Source organism: uncultured Sulfuricurvum sp. (genome assembly GCF_937936435.1).
GTDB lineage: Bacteria > Campylobacterota > Campylobacteria > Campylobacterales > Sulfurimonadaceae > Sulfuricurvum.
In genome coordinates this window covers 1-16,395 of the sequence record NZ_CALDDG010000069.1, presented here as the reverse complement: position 1 = coordinate 16,395, position 16,395 = coordinate 1, and the positions used below count along the sequence as shown (strand labels likewise).

General features: G+C 43.4%; 21 protein-coding genes. 5 read left to right on the top strand and 16 right to left on the bottom strand.

Features of this window, described 5'->3' with window-relative positions; all coding sequences use genetic code 11:
- Both Q0389_RS07520 and Q0389_RS07515 read right to left on the bottom strand, forming a co-directional pair.
- A partial coding sequence (locus Q0389_RS07520; RefSeq protein ID WP_298693249.1) for a M48 family metalloprotease occupies window positions 1-515 on the bottom strand: 515 nt, incomplete at its 3' end.
- Window positions 502-987 carry an ankyrin repeat domain-containing protein gene (locus Q0389_RS07515; protein WP_298693248.1) on the bottom strand — a complete coding sequence of 162 codons (486 nt, stop codon included), beginning with the start codon at window positions 985-987 and terminating at the stop codon, window positions 502-504. The genes Q0389_RS07515 and Q0389_RS07520, both read right to left, overlap by 14 nt.
- Before the next feature lie 104 nt (window positions 988-1,091).
- Here Q0389_RS07515 and Q0389_RS07510 point away from each other — a divergent pair, with 104 nt between their 5' ends.
- Both Q0389_RS07510 and Q0389_RS07505 read left to right on the top strand, forming a co-directional pair.
- The gene (locus tag Q0389_RS07510) at window positions 1,092-2,288 is read left to right on the top strand and encodes a tetrahydrodipicolinate N-succinyltransferase N-terminal domain-containing protein (protein ID WP_298693247.1); all 1,197 of its coding nucleotides are present in this window, start codon (window positions 1,092-1,094) and stop codon (window positions 2,286-2,288) included.
- A 69-nt stretch (window positions 2,289-2,357) separates the two neighbouring features.
- Window positions 2,358-2,663, top strand: a complete 306-nt coding sequence (locus Q0389_RS07505) for a flagellar basal body rod C-terminal domain-containing protein (protein WP_298693245.1) — start codon at window positions 2,358-2,360, stop codon at window positions 2,661-2,663.
- Between the two features lie 3 nt (window positions 2,664-2,666).
- Here the strand turns inward: Q0389_RS07505 and Q0389_RS07500 are convergent, their stop codons facing one another.
- The 11 genes from Q0389_RS07500 to Q0389_RS07450 form a co-directional block, all read right to left on the bottom strand.
- Window positions 2,667-4,139 carry an SH3 domain-containing protein gene (locus Q0389_RS07500; RefSeq protein ID WP_298693244.1) on the bottom strand — a complete coding sequence of 491 codons (1,473 nt, stop codon included), beginning with the start codon at window positions 4,137-4,139 and terminating at the stop codon, window positions 2,667-2,669.
- Window positions 4,140-4,161: 22 nt separating this feature from the next.
- A complete protein-coding gene (locus Q0389_RS07495) occupies window positions 4,162-4,821 on the bottom strand; it encodes a LexA family transcriptional regulator (RefSeq protein WP_298693243.1) in 660 nt (219 codons plus the stop codon).
- A gap of 234 nt (window positions 4,822-5,055) precedes the next feature.
- The gene (locus tag Q0389_RS07490) at window positions 5,056-5,229 is read right to left on the bottom strand and encodes a hypothetical protein (RefSeq protein WP_298693242.1); all 174 of its coding nucleotides are present in this window, start codon (window positions 5,227-5,229) and stop codon (window positions 5,056-5,058) included.
- Window position 5,230: 1 nt separating this feature from the next.
- Entirely contained in the window at window positions 5,231-5,701 is a 471-nt protein-coding gene (locus tag Q0389_RS07485; protein WP_298693241.1) for a tRNA (cytidine(34)-2'-O)-methyltransferase, read from the bottom strand.
- Window positions 5,702-6,541, bottom strand: coding sequence for a formyltetrahydrofolate deformylase (purU, locus tag Q0389_RS07480; RefSeq protein ID WP_298693240.1), 840 nt, complete (start codon window positions 6,539-6,541; stop codon window positions 5,702-5,704).
- A 23-nt stretch (window positions 6,542-6,564) separates the two neighbouring features.
- A complete protein-coding gene (locus Q0389_RS07475) occupies window positions 6,565-6,906 on the bottom strand; it encodes a hypothetical protein (protein ID WP_298693239.1) in 342 nt (113 codons plus the stop codon).
- Window positions 6,897-7,145: a tetratricopeptide repeat protein gene (locus Q0389_RS07470; protein WP_298693238.1), complete on the bottom strand. Its 249-nt coding sequence runs from the start codon at window positions 7,143-7,145 to the stop codon at window positions 6,897-6,899. The genes Q0389_RS07475 and Q0389_RS07470 overlap by 10 nt, the downstream gene beginning before the upstream one ends.
- Window positions 7,133-8,209 (bottom strand): 3-isopropylmalate dehydrogenase, encoded by a 1,077-nt coding sequence (gene leuB / locus Q0389_RS07465; RefSeq protein ID WP_298693237.1) that lies wholly within the window; start codon window positions 8,207-8,209, stop codon window positions 7,133-7,135. Before leuB ends, Q0389_RS07470 begins: the two co-directional genes overlap by 13 nt.
- A gap of 3 nt (window positions 8,210-8,212) precedes the next feature.
- A complete protein-coding gene (locus tag Q0389_RS07460) occupies window positions 8,213-8,716 on the bottom strand; it encodes a 3-isopropylmalate dehydratase small subunit (protein WP_298693236.1) in 504 nt (167 codons plus the stop codon).
- Between the two features lie 97 nt (window positions 8,717-8,813).
- Window positions 8,814-9,602 (bottom strand): flagellar basal-body rod protein FlgG, encoded by a 789-nt coding sequence (gene flgG / locus Q0389_RS07455; protein WP_298693235.1) that lies wholly within the window; start codon window positions 9,600-9,602, stop codon window positions 8,814-8,816.
- 34 nt (window positions 9,603-9,636) lie between these two features.
- Window positions 9,637-10,458 carry a flagellar hook-basal body protein gene (locus tag Q0389_RS07450; RefSeq protein ID WP_298693234.1) on the bottom strand — a complete coding sequence of 274 codons (822 nt, stop codon included), beginning with the start codon at window positions 10,456-10,458 and terminating at the stop codon, window positions 9,637-9,639.
- Window positions 10,459-10,606: 148 nt separating this feature from the next.
- Between Q0389_RS07450 and rpoD the strand changes: the two genes are divergently transcribed.
- Both rpoD and Q0389_RS07440 read left to right on the top strand, forming a co-directional pair.
- The gene (gene rpoD, locus Q0389_RS07445; RefSeq protein ID WP_298693233.1) at window positions 10,607-12,469 is read left to right on the top strand and encodes an RNA polymerase sigma factor RpoD; all 1,863 of its coding nucleotides are present in this window, start codon (window positions 10,607-10,609) and stop codon (window positions 12,467-12,469) included.
- Window positions 12,469-13,155, top strand: a complete 687-nt coding sequence (locus Q0389_RS07440) for a hypothetical protein (RefSeq protein WP_298693232.1) — start codon at window positions 12,469-12,471, stop codon at window positions 13,153-13,155. Before rpoD ends, Q0389_RS07440 begins: the two co-directional genes overlap by 1 nt.
- Here the strand turns inward: Q0389_RS07440 and Q0389_RS07435 are convergent.
- From Q0389_RS07435 to hemL, 3 genes are all read right to left on the bottom strand, one after another.
- The gene (locus tag Q0389_RS07435) at window positions 13,148-13,570 is read right to left on the bottom strand and encodes a hypothetical protein (RefSeq protein ID WP_298693231.1); all 423 of its coding nucleotides are present in this window, start codon (window positions 13,568-13,570) and stop codon (window positions 13,148-13,150) included. The two genes, Q0389_RS07440 and Q0389_RS07435, sit on opposite strands and share 8 nt — an antisense overlap.
- Window positions 13,571-13,873: an AtpZ/AtpI family protein gene (locus tag Q0389_RS07430; protein WP_298693230.1), complete on the bottom strand. Its 303-nt coding sequence runs from the start codon at window positions 13,871-13,873 to the stop codon at window positions 13,571-13,573.
- Between the two features lie 97 nt (window positions 13,874-13,970).
- Window positions 13,971-15,254 (bottom strand): glutamate-1-semialdehyde 2,1-aminomutase, encoded by a 1,284-nt coding sequence (gene hemL, locus Q0389_RS07425; protein ID WP_298693229.1) that lies wholly within the window; start codon window positions 15,252-15,254, stop codon window positions 13,971-13,973.
- A 101-nt stretch (window positions 15,255-15,355) separates the two neighbouring features.
- Here hemL and tgt point away from each other — a divergent pair.
- Window positions 15,356-16,395: tRNA guanosine(34) transglycosylase Tgt (gene tgt, locus Q0389_RS07420; protein ID WP_298693228.1), on the top strand; the 1,040-nt coding region annotated here is incomplete at its 3' end.

Genomic DNA, 16,395 nt, shown 5'->3' with positions numbered 1-16,395 from the left:
TTTCGATTATTACGCCCGAACATGGCTCCAAATTGAAGCATATTGGCTATAAAAGCGACTGCACCCGCAATTGTTGCGGCGATCGTAGCGATCAGAATATCGCGGTGATGAACATGCGAAAGTTCATGCGCCATCACCCCCTCTATCTCTTCTTCATGCAAAAGTTCCAATAATCCCGTTGTGATCGCTACGGCTGAATGTTCAGGATTACGACCCGTTGCAAAGGCATTGGGGATATGATCATGGATGATATAGACTTTAGGCATCGGCATATTGGCCCGTTCGACCAACCTCTCCACGACACGATACAGCATCGGAGCATCTCGCGGATCGACCTCTTGGGCATTGTAATGTTTTAATATCATCGTATCCGAAAAATAGTAGGCGTAAAAATTCATTCCTCCGGCAATCAGCAAGGCAATCAGCATCCCCCCTTCTCCGCCTAGATATCCTCCGATAAAGACAAATAAAACGCTTAAAGAGCCTAAAAGTAAAAAGGTTTTAATCTGTTCCATCTTCTTCCTTTTCCAATAATGCTAAAATCGATTTTTTATGCATTTTTCGGGCAAAATCAAGTGCACTCAATCCATAAGCGTCTCGCGCATCGATATCAACACCCATTTCCAAAAGTTTTTTAATGACTTCGACTCTGCCATAACACACTGCACCCATTAACGGCGTGAATCCACTGTTTCGGGTAGCATGATTCACGTCAAATCCCTCTGTAATCAACCGCTCGATCAGCCCCAGATGATTATAGGTCACGGCTACATCGAATACGCTGACCCCTTCATGATCGACATGATGGATATCGGCACCGTTATCGATCAACAGATCGAGTATCTCTTGGTCGCAATGGTAACGCAGAGCGAAACAGATGACGGACTCTCCGTTTTCTTCCTCATCGTTGGGGTTGGCACCGTTTTTCAGGTATTGTTTGATACCCAAATAATTATTCGCTTTTAAAAATTCAATCCACTGTTCCATAATAACCCTATAAAATGTATACGGTAGTATAACACGCAAGCTTCAACCCACTCATAGGCTCTTATGGTAAAATCGTGCATTAATTTTACACCAAGAGAGAAAATATGGAAATTTTAGAAACCGAAGATGCCTTCAAAGCCTGCGTACAAGAGATTCAAAACACTGCCGGATATAAAAATCCGCTGGCGTTTGGAATTTGCCGTGTCGATTTCGGCCAGCTTGACAGCAGTAAAATCCTTCAAGCTACGTATCCGCATATCAACTGGAATGAAAATTTCGGCAGCGCTGCTATTTTTATCAAAAGCGCACAAGAACAGGGTTTTAAAATTGATTTTACCGCTGATGAAGTGATTATCCCGGTGACAGTAAAATTTTTGGAAGGGTGTCTTAACGCTTTTACCCCTTATTCCGATGAAGCATTCGGCGATTCACATAAAAATATCCAGGTCGTATCGGCTCTGTACAATTTGGTCAAAGAACAGGGGATGAGAGACGGTGAATTTCGTCTGGTTATCTTGTTCAACGATGTTGCCTGCACAAGCGTTGAGGGAACATACTTGAAACTCTACGCCCTTTCAACGTCTAAAGCAGCGCTTCGTTCTCTTAACCTTAACGGAGCATTCGGAGCATTACATAACGTTGCCTGGTCAGATGGCCAGCCGATAGAGCTCGAATGGCTGCGCGAAAATGAGATAGAGCTCAAATTTGCGAATGAATATCCTAAAATCGATTTCGTCGATAAATTTCCACGCTATCTTCAACATATTATTCCGGCAAACAACACACGCATACTCGACGATTCGAAAGTCCGTTTCGGTGCACAACTGCATGCCGGAACAACGATTATGCCGGGTGCAAGCTATGTGAACTTCAATGCCGGAACCACCGGTATAAGTATGGTTGAAGGGCGTATCTCAAGCTCGGCGGTAGTCGGTGACGGCTCGGATGTAGGAGGAGGAGCATCGATTCTCGGTGTCCTAAGCGGAACTGACGGGATTCCGGTTACTATCGGTAAAAATACCCTTTTAGGTGCCAACTCGGTTACAGGGATCGCTTTGGGTGACGGTTGTATCGTCGATGCGGGAATCGCAGTATTGGCAGGAACAAAATTTTCAGTCAATCCCGAAGAATTGGCAAAAATCCAAGAAGCCAACCCGTCTAAAACATTGAATGGAAACAGTTTCAAAGGGAAAGATTTGGTCGGATTGAACGGTATTCACTACCGCCAGGACTCTACTACGGGCCAACTAATGATCCGCCGTTCGACTCGTGAAGTCAAACTTAACGCCGATTTACATTAATACGGATTTCCTATCACCTTTTAAGGTGATGGATTTTATACTCATGGTATCTTAATTAAGGAGCTTTTGATGATAAGTTCAAATGTCTCTTCTCTCATGTCCAATCAAACGTACATGAATAACAACGCATCGAATGTTGCCAATGTCAATACCGACGGATACGTTCCGCGCGACACCACTATCAGTGAAACTCAAAACGGTTCTACACAAGCAAATACAAAGTTGGCAACGGATAACGGAAGTGAAAAATCACAAACAGATTTGTCGAAAGAGATGACCGATCAAATTACAATAGCCAAAACGGCTGAATCGAATGTTCAGGCCATTCGGACTCAAAACGAAATGTTAGGTTCTCTTCTCGATATTCGCGGATAGTGTTTAACGGCGCGAAGCAAGCTTTTTCTTTCCCGCTTTGAGTGTCAAAGTCGAGGTTGAGAGAGAAGGATGAGTAAAGATATTCATGCTGAGCGCGCGAGTCAAAAGACTCATTTCCGGATCGAATTCATCTAATTCCGATCCCAGTTCTAAAGTACTTATAACTGCTTTTCCAATAATATGTCTCCCTTTTGCTCCCTGCTTATCCCGTGTACGGACACCCCAAATATTATGCATAACCAACACACTCTCTTGATACGTTCCGATATACAATAATACATGTCCTTTAAGATAAATAATCGTCTCAAAAGGTATCCCTTTCTCTTTGATCAATGCCAATTTTTGGTCGTCATTCAGCCCTTCAAAAGAGATTATCTCTCCCTTGTGAGACTGTGCGGATGAATTTCGCGGTAACCAAATGCCAAAAGGGGTATACATATCCCGTATCATCGACGAGCAGTCCCTTTCACCATACATACCGCCCCATCCGTAGGTATTTTTTAACATTTGAGAGCCAACGGTAATCAAATCGTTTTTATTCAGTTTACTTACCCCAAGATGGGCGGAAGTCTGAGCGATTGAAAGTACTTTGGAAGAATTATTTTCCGTATACACATCACAATAATATGTATCGTTCTCACTCCGGTTCAGCGGCAGTACCATCCCCACACGTGAATAAACAACAAACTGATTTTGCGTATCATAGAGCGGTATATTGTCTTCAATGATAAAAACCTTTTCCGCTCGTTGTATTTTGGCAATAGTCGCACCGTCAATCATCCGTACAGAATCCGATTTTACCCATCCCGATGCATTGTTGGTAAATATATAGCTCCATGCCCCGTCTTTGGTTGTATGGGAAATAAAAATAGGCTCATTGTAATTGACACTGCTGTTTTGCAATAAATCGAACGGATACCCGTCACCAGGGCGATCCGGATTTTTATATAGAGGTTTTTCGGTAGGGAAAGCACGAATGTTCATCCATTTCAAAGCAATGGCTTTTTGATTTAATGTTCCGTAGTTCTCAAAATTGCTCTGATCTTTGATCTCTTCAAACCATGCCGGCGGAACCGGTCTCAAATTACTTCCGTATCCTCCTCTAAAAGCACGCAACGGCCATGAAGCCTCTTGTACATTTTGGGGAGGTGCACTATAAGCCCACGGAGAGTAATAGCGTGTTTCAAATGTATTTTGAATCTCATATAAATCTGCTTTATCTACACCGTTTTTTTCGACATACGGAATTAATGATTGTTCGAAACGTTCCAAATCATTGAGTTTCGGGCCATATTCGGGAAGTTTAACATCGAGATCTTGAGGAAGCATGCAGCAAAAAGGATCGCTCACTACGCTCTTATTTATATCTTCTACTGCAGATAAAATTTTTATCGGTTGAATCACTTTAGGAGGGTTATGCACACTGCATCCTCCTACCGCTAGCGCTAAAGTGAGCATCAAAATATTCGACTTCATCTTCTTATCTTTTCACTAAAAGTTATTCGATCCCACCAAAACGTCCAACGACTCTCCCGATGATTTCAACTTCATCTCTTCGTGCAACATAGGTCGGATAATCCTTGTTATCTGAAATAATATCCAGTTTACCATCAATCCGCACTTGCAATCGTTTAATAAATAACCCGTGTTCCGTACGAATCGTAAAAACTCCTCCGCGGCTCGGATCATTTTTCGAACGGTTGATAAAAACGATATCGTTGTAACTAAACGACGGTTCCATAGAATCGCCCGACACGTTGATAGCTTCAATGTGGCGCAGCTCTTTTTCTCCCCCCAAAGAAAAAACAAAATTTTCTTCCAGCATCAGCGGCTCGTAATCCAACGCTTCATTTTCAGCACCTCCGCCGGCGGAAGCGTTTACCGATGAGAAATAACGAACCATATAAAAACGGTTTGTAGGTTCAATCAAGCTTTCGGGAGACTGGTTGTATAAGAGCCAGTTGATTGCAATCGATCGTTTTGCGCAAAAATCGAGCAATTCGTTAAAAGGGATTTTGTTCCGCTTTTTCATCGTTGCAAAATTCATTTGAGAGATTTCCAACAACTCCGCAATATCTTTATCGAACACTTTTTTATCGGGAAATTCGGAAGAGACGATGTCTTTAATCGTTTCTACAATATCACTGAATGTTTTCATGATGAAATCCTTTATATATTGATACAACATTGTAATAATTATGGCATAAAAAAATAAATATATTGCAAAATGAAATATTATTATCGGATATTTTGCAATTATCTTACTATTTGAGTAACTTTAAAACAGATCATAGATCATCAAGGAGTTCAAGATGGCAAAAGTAATTCGTAAAGCTAACGGATGGATGGATCGATTTGAAATGAAAATGGGGGAATGGGCAGAAAGATTATTCTAATCTTTTGAGATATGCTCACGATCGTTATCGATCTTTTCAGCAATATCATTTTCGCTATTCGCATTCTCTTTACGTTCCTTGTCCAGTCGTGTCAAATGATATCCGCGAAAAATATAGACTAGGAAAAGAACCAATAAAACTAAAACAACGGTATCGAGAATCTGTGCCATGTTACATCAACTTTCTGTAAGTATCAAAATTTTGTTTAATCGCTTCATAGAGGATAATCCCGCTGCTGATTGCAAGATTTAAACTCCGCCCCTCTTTGGTCATAGGGATAGTCATGGTCTGCTTCGGAAAAGCTTCCAGAATCTCGACCGGAATACCTGAAGTCTCACTCCCGAAAAAGAGATAATCTCCCTCTTGGAATTCAATATCAAAATAAGGGCGATCGGTTTTTGTCGTAGCGAAAAAAAACCGTTCTCTATCAGGATGGACATTTAAAAACTCTTCCATACTTTCCCATACGTGTAAATCGAGTTTATGCCAATAATCCAATCCTGCACGCCGAACCGCTTTTTCATCGATATCAAATCCTAACGGTTTGATAAGATGAAGGCGGGAACCGGTATTGACACATAGCCTTCCGATTGTACCGGTATTATTCGGAATCTGCGGTGTTACTAATACGATATTAAACATTTAAAAAATAATCGTTTTATTGGCATGGACAAAAATACGGTCTTCCAATGCCAACTTAAGTGCTTTTGACAAAACAATTTTCTCAACATCCCGTCCCAAACGCTGCATCTCTTCCCAACCGTAAGCATGATTGACATGAATGACATCCTGAGCGATGATCGGCCCTTCATCCAAATTGTTATTGACAAAATGGGCTGTCGCTCCGATAATTTTTACTCCGCGCTCATATGCCTGTTTATAAGGATTTGCCCCAATAAATGCGGGGAGAAACGAATGATGAATATTAATGATTTTGTCTTCGTATGTTTCTACGAATCTCGGTGTCAAAATACGCATATATTTGGCTAGAACAATATAATCGATCTCTCCAAGCTCGGCGAGCTGTTTCAATACGCGTTGTTCATGTTCGTCACGATCGCATCCCTCATGTGAAACAGTGTAATACGGGATATTGAATTTAGAGACTAGAGGTTCGAGTAAATCGTAATTGGAGACGACGCCGACGATATGACAGTCCAGTTCGCCTGCTTCGTATCGGATTAAAATATCCCCTAAAGCATGTGATTCTTTGGTTGCCATCAATACGACCCGTTTTTTACGCGGAGCGATCACTTCAAGATGGGCGTTGTTCGGCAAAACCGCACTCAATTCGCTTTTAAGCATATCCGGCGCAATTTCTCCCGCGACTTCACTACGCATAAAAAATTTATTGTGTGCTTTATCTACAAATTCGTTATTGGAAATAATATTGAGGTTGCGATGAAAAAAAATACTCGATACTTTATATACAAGCCCTTTTTCGTCATTGCAATGGATTAATATCCGATACTGTTCGTTCATTCTTTTCCTTAATTCATGAAAGCTTAGGAGTGTTTGATCGTCTCTAGGCGATTATCGATAGTAGCTAAAAGATATTCGAGAAAATTCAAGGTCAAATCGACTTTTGCTTCTATTTGGACATTATTCGGAGATTGAAACCCTTCAAAAAGGACAAGCAACCGTTCCCGTATCCCCTCAAGCATTCTGGATTCATCCTCTCTTGGTGAATGAAAAACATCTGGTTCAACCGGCACTGAAGGCGTTGCTGCCTGGGAAAGCGATGCAATCTCTGCTCTTAAAGGTTCTGTTTTTTCAACGGCTTCGGGGGCACTGCTCAGTTCTTCGATCTCGGCCAATGTCGATAAAATGACGTCTTTTAGTTCCATGCTTTCATCAACCACCTTTCAAACTGGATAAATTCAGCTTCCTCATCCATCTGGACAAAAAAAGCTTTCATTTCATTATTAACCCCAAGAAATTTTTTTCGCATACCCGAAAGCCTCCGTATCGCGATTTTGGCATCGGCATTGGAAGGGTCTTTTTTCAATATCTCTTTATAAATCTCAAGAGCATCTTCTTTCAGCCCTTGGAGCTCATAAATATTGGCAAGCGTTAAAGTTTGCATTTTGCCGCAAAATTAGCGATGATGGAACCCATTTCGCTCGTTGAACAAATCTCTTTTGCATCAAAGCCGGAGATATCCTTCGTACGGTATCCTTCCGCAAGGGCTTGTTTGATGCCGTAATCGATCCGATCAGCGGCACGATTTTCTCCCAATGCGAATCGAAGCATCATCGATGCACTCGCGATCGTAGCAATCGGGTTAGCGATCCCCTGCCCCGCAATATCGGGGGCTGAGCCGTGAATCGGCTCGTAAACGCCGATTTTCGCCCCTACAGATGCCGACGGAAGAAGACCGATAGAACCGGAAAGCATACTAGCTTCATCACTGAGGATATCACCAAAAATATTGCCGGTCAAAATAACATCGAATTGTTTCGGATCACGGATGAGCTGCATCGCGGCATTGTCGACATACATATGTGACAATTGTACTTCAGGATACTCTTTTGCCACTTCTTCGACAACTTCACGCCACAATTGGCTGACATCCAAGACATTCGCTTTGTCGACTGAGCAGATTTTTTTCGATCGTTCCATTGCAATTTTAAAAGCGACATGAGCAATACGCTCAATCTCAGGACGGGTATAGACCATTGTGTTCCATCCACGGTTTTCATCGCGCCCTTTCGGTTCGCCGAAATAGATACCGCCGATCAACTCGCGAACAACCATCAAATCGACCCCTTTTACCACTTCGGGCTTAAGCGAGCTGGCATTGACAAGTTCGTCGTAAACATTTGCCGGACGTAAATTGGCAAATACACCCAACTCTTTTCGGAAACGGAGAAGCCCGCTCTCCGGACGTTTTTCACGCGGAAGCGTATCCCATTTCTGACCGCCGATCGCTCCGAACAATACGGCATCGCTGGCAAGTGATATTTCAATCGTTTCTTGTGGAAGCGGATCGCCGGTAGCATCTACGGCGCATCCCCCCATCAGAGCTTCCTGGTAGTTAAACTCGATGTTTTCCAAAGCGGCAACGGCATCTAAAACTTTAACAGCTTCGTCGATGATTTCAGGGCCGATTCCGTCCCCTTTGATTAAGGCAATAGTGTAAGTTTTCATCAATTATTTCTCCTGAGCCGCTATTTCGGCATGTGCGTAATTCATTAATCCTCCGGCGCTAATTAGTTCTTGCATAAACGGAGGTATCGGAATGAAGGTATAAACTTTTCCGTTGGTTGTATTGGTAATAGTCCCTGCATCCATATCGATACTAACAGACTCACCTTCTTTAATTTCAAGACTTTGAGGAAGCTCAAAAATCGGCAATCCCATGTTAAATGCGTTTCGGTAAAAAATACGGGCAAACGTCGGAGCGATTACCGCAGCTATGCCGGCGGCTTTTAAAGCGATAGGAGCATGCTCGCGAGATGATCCGCATCCAAAATTTTCGTCGGCGACAATAATATCTCCCGGTGCCATTTTAGTGACAAAATCGGGATCTGCATCTTCCATGACGTGCTTTGCAAGCTCTTGTGGGTCTGAAGTGTTAAGATAACGGGCGGCAATGATAAGATCGGTATCGATATCTTTACCGAAATTCCATACTTTACCTTCAATTTTCTGCATCAAGAATCCTAATAGTTATATAAAATTGAAGCGATTATAACGAAAGAGAGTTGAAAGAGTTTTAAATTCCCGCGAAGGGAATCAATATCGATTAATATTAACGCTTGATTCCGTTCGTCGTTGCCAGCATTTCATCACTGGTCGTAATAACTTTCGAGTTAGCATCATAAGCACGTTGTCCGGTAATAAGGTCGGTCAACTCGACAACCAGTTGAACGTTTGAAAGTTCAACGAACCCTTGGCGAATCGTACCGATCCCGTTTTCACCGGCTGTACCTTCGATCGGCTGTCCAGAACTGTCGGTCTCAACAAAAAGATTATCTCCCGTCGCATGAAGTCCTGCCGGATTGATGAAAGTCGTTAAAGAAATCTGCCCGACTTGCGTCGCCTGTGCCTGCCCGGACTGGGTAACACTGACGATACCGTCCGTGCCGATGCTGATATCAACCGCATCTTCGGGAATAACCACTTCCGGAACCAATTTATATCCGTCAGAGTTGACAATAGTACCGTTTTGATCAACTTTAAATGAGCCGTTACGGGTATAGACTTCCGTTCCGTTCGGGAGTTCAAGTTTAAAAAAACCTTTTCCTGTAATAGCGACGTCCAGCGTATTATCAGTCTGTTTTAAACTCCCCTCCGTGAAGATTTTATTGATTGCCGTCGGACGGACCCCAAGACCTACTTCAATTCCCGTCGGCGATTGCGTAGTATCACTTGTAGATGTTCCGGCATACGTCATAACTTTATACATCAGGTCTGCAAATTCGGCGCGTGACTTTTTATATCCCATTGTATTAACGTTGGCAATATTATTCGCCGTCGTATCGATTTGTGTTTGCATTGCCAGCATTCCGGTCGAGCTGGTATAAAGTGATTGCATCATGGGTCAAGACTTCCTTTTATCGTATTATCAGAGACTAATTTTTAGACGCTATTTTTTGGATTGCATCGCTGTTCAGATCATTCATCTGTGCATCCATAGCCTTTTGGTACATGCCGACAAGGCGATTCGCTTCAACCAATGCAACCATTTCATTAACGGCATTAACATTGCTTTTTTCAACAAATCCCTGCATAATCCCTCCGCTCTCAGCAAGCGGAGTCAGAGGATCGGCAGAATCGGGAATATAAAGATTGTCCCCCTCTTTTTTTAGCATTCGAATATTTTGAGGTTCGATAATCATCAACTTTTTTCCCGCTACCATTTGCGTCGATCCGGGAACATTTGTCGATATCTGACCATTTTTATCGATCGAAATAACCGCATCTTGCGGTGTAAACGTAATGGCCGTTTTGGTTTGAAAATAATCGGCCGAAAGAACTTCATAGCCTTGTTTATTGACCAGTTTTCCCTCGCCGTTTATCGTGAAACTCCCGTCTCTTGTAAGGCGAACTCCGTTAGGGGTATTAACCGCAAAAAACTGCCCCTCTTTCCCGATCGCGACGTCCAGCGTATTTTCCGTTTTTTGCATAGATCCCAAACTGTAATCGGTATAAGCGTCGCTGATTTGAGGAACACGGCTAAGCGAACGGTTTAGATATTGAGCCGCTTCTTCCGTTTGATTCGCAATCGGGAGCTCGCTTTGGGCATTTTTAAATAAACGGACAAAATCACCGGTAATCAACTGGTCTCGTTTGTATCCCGCTGTATTGGCATTCGCAAGGTTGGAAGCGATGGTATCCATTCGATTGAACTGTGCTACCATCCCAGCCGTCGCTGCATAATATCCGGTCTGCATTCTGTATCCTTGTCACGTACTTGAGGTGTTTATAGCAACAAGTGTTCCAAATACAAAATATTTATATGTTAAAGACTAAAACAAAACAATTTAAGAAATATTTCGGTATAATCCATCTCTTTTTTAATGCAAGGGAGTCTTTCTCAATATGAGCGTAAAAGATTTAAACAAACACCTCGAAACCTTATTTTCAGAACACAAATCTAAAAATTGTCTCACTTACGAAACGATTGTCGATCCTTTCGATAAACAGCCGACCCTTGCACAAGCAAAAACCGTCCTTAAATTGGCGCAAAAACACAAAGTATGCCTTTTTACCTCTTCTGAACATGCAAAAATGCTCAACCAGCAAGAGGCAGCCGCAAAACGTGCCGCACAACTGAAGTTCATCGAAGAAGCCAGCGGTGACGAATTCGATATTCTTAAACAACACGAACTTCTCGAATGGTCACGTTCCGATTCTCCGGTACGGATGTATCTGCGTGAAATGGGACAGATTCCCCTTTTGACAAAAGACGAAGAGGTCGAAATATCCAAACGAATGGAGATGGGTGAGGGGATCATCATTGATGCGATCTGTTCGGTCCCTTATCTAATCGATTTTATTCTCGATTACAAAGATCCGTTGATTAATCGCGAGCGCCGCGTCAAAGAACTCTTTAAAAGCTTTGAAGACGATGCCGAAGAAGATGGTGATGATGACAGCGATGACGACAACGATGATGAAGATGTTACCGAAAAAGCTCCTTCGTTAAAAGACAAAAAACGGGTTGAAAAAGTCGTCGTCAGTTTTAAAGCGCTTGAAAAAGCGAAAAAAGACTGGGTTAAAGCGACTGAAAAAATGTTGGATGAATGCTCTATCGACGAGATGGATGCAGATTATGTTCTCTTCTTCCTCAATGTCAGTTTCAAGAAAAAAATGCTCAAAGAAGCGTTGTTGGATCTTGGACCAACCTCAAAATTGATCAACGAACTGGTCCGTTCGATGGAGACGGCATTACGCAGCGACGAAGGCTTCGACCGTGAGCTCAAACGTCTGGAGTATAAACTTCCGTTGTTTAACGATCAACTCAAAAAGAATCACAAACTGATTTTGAATAAAATTTGTGACCTTACAAAAGAAGAGATCGCTACCAAAGTTCCGGAAGCGACTATGGTCAGCACCTATATGGAGATCAAAAAACTGATTCAGACCAAAGAGGCTTCCAAAGGCGGGTTCAATATGGAGCCGGATAAACTTGCCGACATTTTGGAGCAGATCAAACGGGGTAAAAACATCTCCGAAACGGCGAAAACCCGTATGGCAAAATCGAATCTCCGTCTCGTTGTTTCGATTGCGAAACGTTATACCAACCGCGGTCTCCCTTTCCTAGATTTGATTCAGGAAGGAAACATCGGACTCATGAAAGCGGTCGATAAATTCGAATACCAAAAAGGGTATAAATTCTCGACCTATGCGACATGGTGGATCCGTCAGGCAATCAGCCGCGCTATTGCCGATCAGGCGCGTACGATCCGTATCCCGATCCATATGATCGAGACAATCAACCGCATCAACAAGATCATGCGTAAACACCTCCAAGAGCACGGAAAAGAGCCGGATGTCGAAACCATCGCGGAAGAAGTTGGCTTGTCAGTCGAGAAAGTTAAAAACGTCATTAAAATCACCAAAGAGCCGATTTCACTTGAAGCTCCTATCGGAAACGAAGAAGACGGGCGTTTCGGAGATTTTATCGAAGACAAAATGTCCCTATCTCCGTCTGACGCCATCTTAAAAGATGATTTGAAAGTACAAATCGAAAGCGTCCTCGAACAACTTAACGAACGTGAAAAAGCGGTTATTAAAATGCGCTTTGGAATCATGGACGATGAAAGTGACCGTACGCTCGAAGAGATCGGTAAAGAGCTCAATGTTACCCGCGAACGTGTCCGCCAAATCGAGAGCAGTGCGATTAAAAAGCTCAAACACCCTAAAGTGGGTCGCAAACTCAAAAACTATATCGAGGACTGATGACGTTTGATCAACAATGGATTGAATACGATTTCAATCCGTTTATTTTATTTAACTCCGGCGGAAAAATCGTTTCACTCAACACAGAGGCACAGTATCTTCTCGGTGCGATCGAAGCATCCGCGATCTATAAAATTGCCACTACGTATGCGAGTTCTTCATTTGGATTTAAAACGACTTTTCTAGAACTTGAATTCGGACGATTCAAATTTTTCGGCATAACCGTCGGATATGAAGATGAAGAACAAATTGGAATTCGACTCTATCAACTTCCGTCATTTCAGTTTACAAAACAAAAACCGGATGGACAACTGGTCAATGTTTATACCCTTATCGATTTATGTATCAGTTCCAATTCGATCGGAAGCCAGACCCGCTATCCGAAAGAACTCGATCCGACAATCCCGGAAATTCGCCTGCAAACCGAAATCTTTATCAAATTATTGAATAAAGTCTATCTATCGATGAGCGGAAATGAAAAAGTATTAACCCGCCTCTTTTTCCGCGTCGGTGAGCATATCAAGTTTGAAGGAGAGAAATATTCTCTCTTTTCTATCGAAGTATCCGCTGATACAATCATCCGCAAATACTTACCGGAGATTACTCATCTCGCGGAAGAAAACAATCTCTTTATCGATATCAAAGAGCAAAAGGTTACGATCAACGTTCCGATGATCGTTAAATAAAAAGTTTTTTGGCGATCCGGTATCCGACCGGGATTCCTGCCGCCAAGCCGACCAGATACGGCAATACCGTTAATGTATGATTATTTTGCAATGCAATAAATCCCAAAACTAAAAAAGCATACGGAATCAGTCGATAGACCGATACCCATGCTGAAGCGTTTTGAGCCGTATTTTTAATAACATTCCCTTTTTGCCGCGCTTTTTCTTCTTTAATCATCTGTTTGATATCGGTAACTTCTTCCGTCCGTTCTTGCTCATACAGATCGTATGGATCATCCATCATATCAATAATGTCTTTGTTATCTTCGATATCCACATCTTCGACACGTCTTTGAATCATATTACGATACGAATAGAGCGATCCCGTGACGATCAGCATCGATGATAGCATTGCAACTACAAAACTGGCTATCATTTAATCCTCATCGTCTTCATCATCGTTTTTTGGCGATTTACCCATATTGTAGCGGGGATCACGGGCGAGTTTTTCAAACTCTTTGTATTGTTTGCTATACGCTTTAAATACATTCAAAAAAGCGGCAGCAATACCGATGACGACACCGATCCATAAAAGCCAGTCGATACCAAACAGTTTTTTAAGCCCCAAACCGATTGCAACACCGATCAAAACGGCAACCACCATCGATATGCCCAATGAAAGGGTTTCAGCACCTTCGATAATCGGCTTTAAGCGAGGTTTGTGCTCTTCGTTTTCCATAAAAATCCTTTATTCTATACGCAATCGGAACAAGTCCCGATTTGCTACCTTAACACTAGGTTTCCTTCGGCAGGAAGCCCGCGCACACTTGTGCGCTTTATAATTCACTAAAAATTTTGTTTGCTGCTGCGATCGTCTCTTCGATCATTGCATCGGTTGTTGCGGTAGAGATAAACCCTGTTTCAAATTGCGAGCAGGCGAAATAGAAACCGGCATCGAGCATCGCGGCATGAAAACGGGCAAAACGTGCCGTATCGCTTTTCAAGGCTTCCGCAAAATTCCCCACAGACTCGGAGCTGAAGAAAAATCCGAACATCGAGCCGCGTACATCGGTTTGCAACCCTATATTGTGTTTTTTGGCCGCTTGCGAGAATCCGTCCATTAAACGTTTGGCCCGTTCTTCAAGAACGCCAAAAATACGGGCATTTTCTTTGAGTTTACGGATAGAGGCCAAACCGGCCGCCATAGCTACGGGGTTACCGCTCAAAGTTCCTGCCTGATACACTCCCCCCTCCGGTGAAAGATGAGCCATAATCTCTCTACGTCCGCCGAACGCACCGACGGGCATACCGCCGCCGATCACTTTCCCGAGTGTTACCAAGTCCGGTTTTGTCCCCGTAATGCTTTCCGCTCCGTGTAAACAAGCTCTAAAACCGCTCATGACTTCGTCGAAAATCAATAATGCGCCGTATTCGTCGCAAACGGCACGAAGCTCGGCAAGAAAATCTTTGGTCGCAGGAACAAGCCCCATATTTCCGGCAATCGGCTCTATAATGACACAGGCAATCCCAGGACTCTCTTGAAAACATTTTTTGACACTTTCGATATTGTTGTATTCTGCCAACAATGTATGTTTGGTAAAGTCGGCAGGTACTCCCGGCGAACTCGGCGTTCCAAATGTCACGGCGCCCGAACCCGCCTGAACGAGAAGCGCATCACTGTGACCGTGGTAACACCCGGTAAATTTGACGATATCGTCCCGTCCCGTAAATCCGCGTGCCAAACGGATCGCACTCATAACCGCTTCAGTTCCGCTGCTGACAAAACGGATTTTTTCGATCGAATCGTAAATCGAGATAATCAATTCCGCCAATTCGCTCTCAGCCTCCGTCGGTGCACCGAAACTCAAACCGTGTTTAACAGCTTCGATAACGGCATGTTCGATACTTTCATCGCGATGTCCGAAAATAAGCGGTCCCCAACTTTGAACATAGTCCACGTAGCGGTTGTCGTCGATATCGATTAGATATCCCCCCTCACCCCGTGCTATAAATCGTGGAATCCCTCCGACGCTTTTGAACGCACGTACCGGCGAATTGACCCCTCCGGGAATAAGCTGTTGGGCTTTTTCAAATGCGTGTAAAGAGTGCTCGATGCTCATGCATAATCCTGATCAATTAAAGTTTTCGCAATTATAGCGAAGATTGGGTTGTCCAAAAGAGAGGTTATGCGATAAAATAACGAAAAAACTTAAGGTCATCTATGCAATTTCACGTCGATGCAACGTGCGGAAACGCCAGAGCATGTACCATAACAACGGCACACTCTACGATCCAGACCCCCATTTTTATGCCGGTAGGGACGGTAGGATCGGTTAAAGCACTCGATATGGCCGACATGACGGAGTTGCTCGATACCCAAATCATTCTCGCTAATACCTATCATATGTATCTGCGCCCGGGTGATGAAACCGTAGCCCGCCTCGGCGGTTTGCACGGTTATACGACTTATCCCAAAAGCTTTTTGACCGACAGCGGAGGCTTTCAGGCGTTTAGCCTCAGCGATATTTCCAAACCTACCGAATCGGGGATCGAGTTTAGAAGTCACATCGACGGCAGTAAACACTTCTTTACCCCTGAAAAAGTGATCGACATTCAAAACAATCTCAACAGCGACATTATGATGATTTTGGACGATCTCGTGGCACTTCCCGCGACGCAAGAGCGGATCAAAACCTCGATCCAGCGTACTACTCAATGGGCGCAGCAATCAATCGATTACCACCGTCATAATCAGACTAAAGGGATCGGGCTCGATCAGAACATTTTTGCGATTATACAAGGGGGAACCGATTTTAATTTCCGTACCCAATCAGCCGAAGAGCTCTGCGCTATGGATTATGACGGATTTGCTATCGGCGGCCTCTCTGTCGGAGAATCGAATAACCTGATGTATGATACGGTCGATCACACAACCCCTCTCATGCCCAAAGACAAACCGCGCTATTTGATGGGGGTCGGAACGCCTGAGGATCTGGTCGAAAATATCGAACGAGGCGTCGATATGTTCGATTGTGTCATGCCGACACGTAACGCCCGGAACGGAACACTTTTCACCACTTTCGGAAAAGTCAATATCAAAGGTGCCGTCTATAAATACGATACCCAACCTATCGATCCCTCATGTAACTGTTATACCTGCCGACGCTACAGCCGCGCCTACCTGCACCATTTGTTCCGTTCGCGCGAGATCACCTATTTTCGTCTTGCATCGCTGCACAATCTCCATTATTATCTATGGTT

Coding starts and splice junctions, on each gene's coding strand:
- Q0389_RS07515 (WP_298693248.1), bottom strand. CDS start 987: ATGGAACAGTGGATTGAATTTTTAAAAGCGAATAATTATTTGGGTATC.
- Q0389_RS07510 (WP_298693247.1), top strand. CDS start 1,092: ATGGAAATTTTAGAAACCGAAGATGCCTTCAAAGCCTGCGTACAAGAG.
- Q0389_RS07505 (WP_298693245.1), top strand. CDS start 2,358: ATGATAAGTTCAAATGTCTCTTCTCTCATGTCCAATCAAACGTACATG.
- Q0389_RS07500 (WP_298693244.1), bottom strand. CDS start 4,139: ATGAAGTCGAATATTTTGATGCTCACTTTAGCGCTAGCGGTAGGAGGA.
- Q0389_RS07495 (WP_298693243.1), bottom strand. CDS start 4,821: ATGAAAACATTCAGTGATATTGTAGAAACGATTAAAGACATCGTCTCT.
- Q0389_RS07490 (WP_298693242.1), bottom strand. CDS start 5,229: ATGGCACAGATTCTCGATACCGTTGTTTTAGTTTTATTGGTTCTTTTC.
- Q0389_RS07485 (WP_298693241.1), bottom strand. CDS start 5,701: ATGTTTAATATCGTATTAGTAACACCGCAGATTCCGAATAATACCGGT.
- purU (WP_298693240.1), bottom strand. CDS start 6,541: ATGAACGAACAGTATCGGATATTAATCCATTGCAATGACGAAAAAGGG.
- Q0389_RS07475 (WP_298693239.1), bottom strand. CDS start 6,906: ATGGAACTAAAAGACGTCATTTTATCGACATTGGCCGAGATCGAAGAA.
- Q0389_RS07470 (WP_298693238.1), bottom strand. CDS start 7,145: ATGCAAACTTTAACGCTTGCCAATATTTATGAGCTCCAAGGGCTGAAA.
- leuB (WP_298693237.1), bottom strand. CDS start 8,209: ATGAAAACTTACACTATTGCCTTAATCAAAGGGGACGGAATCGGCCCT.
- Q0389_RS07460 (WP_298693236.1), bottom strand. CDS start 8,716: ATGCAGAAAATTGAAGGTAAAGTATGGAATTTCGGTAAAGATATCGAT.
- flgG (WP_298693235.1), bottom strand. CDS start 9,602: ATGATGCAATCACTTTATACCAGCTCGACCGGAATGCTGGCAATGCAA.
- Q0389_RS07450 (WP_298693234.1), bottom strand. CDS start 10,458: ATGCAGACCGGATATTATGCAGCGACGGCTGGGATGGTAGCACAGTTC.
- rpoD (WP_298693233.1), top strand. CDS start 10,607: ATGAGCGTAAAAGATTTAAACAAACACCTCGAAACCTTATTTTCAGAA.
- Q0389_RS07440 (WP_298693232.1), top strand. CDS start 12,469: ATGACGTTTGATCAACAATGGATTGAATACGATTTCAATCCGTTTATT.
- Q0389_RS07435 (WP_298693231.1), bottom strand. CDS start 13,570: ATGATAGCCAGTTTTGTAGTTGCAATGCTATCATCGATGCTGATCGTC.
- Q0389_RS07430 (WP_298693230.1), bottom strand. CDS start 13,873: ATGGAAAACGAAGAGCACAAACCTCGCTTAAAGCCGATTATCGAAGGT.
- hemL (WP_298693229.1), bottom strand. CDS start 15,254: ATGAGCATCGAGCACTCTTTACACGCATTTGAAAAAGCCCAACAGCTT.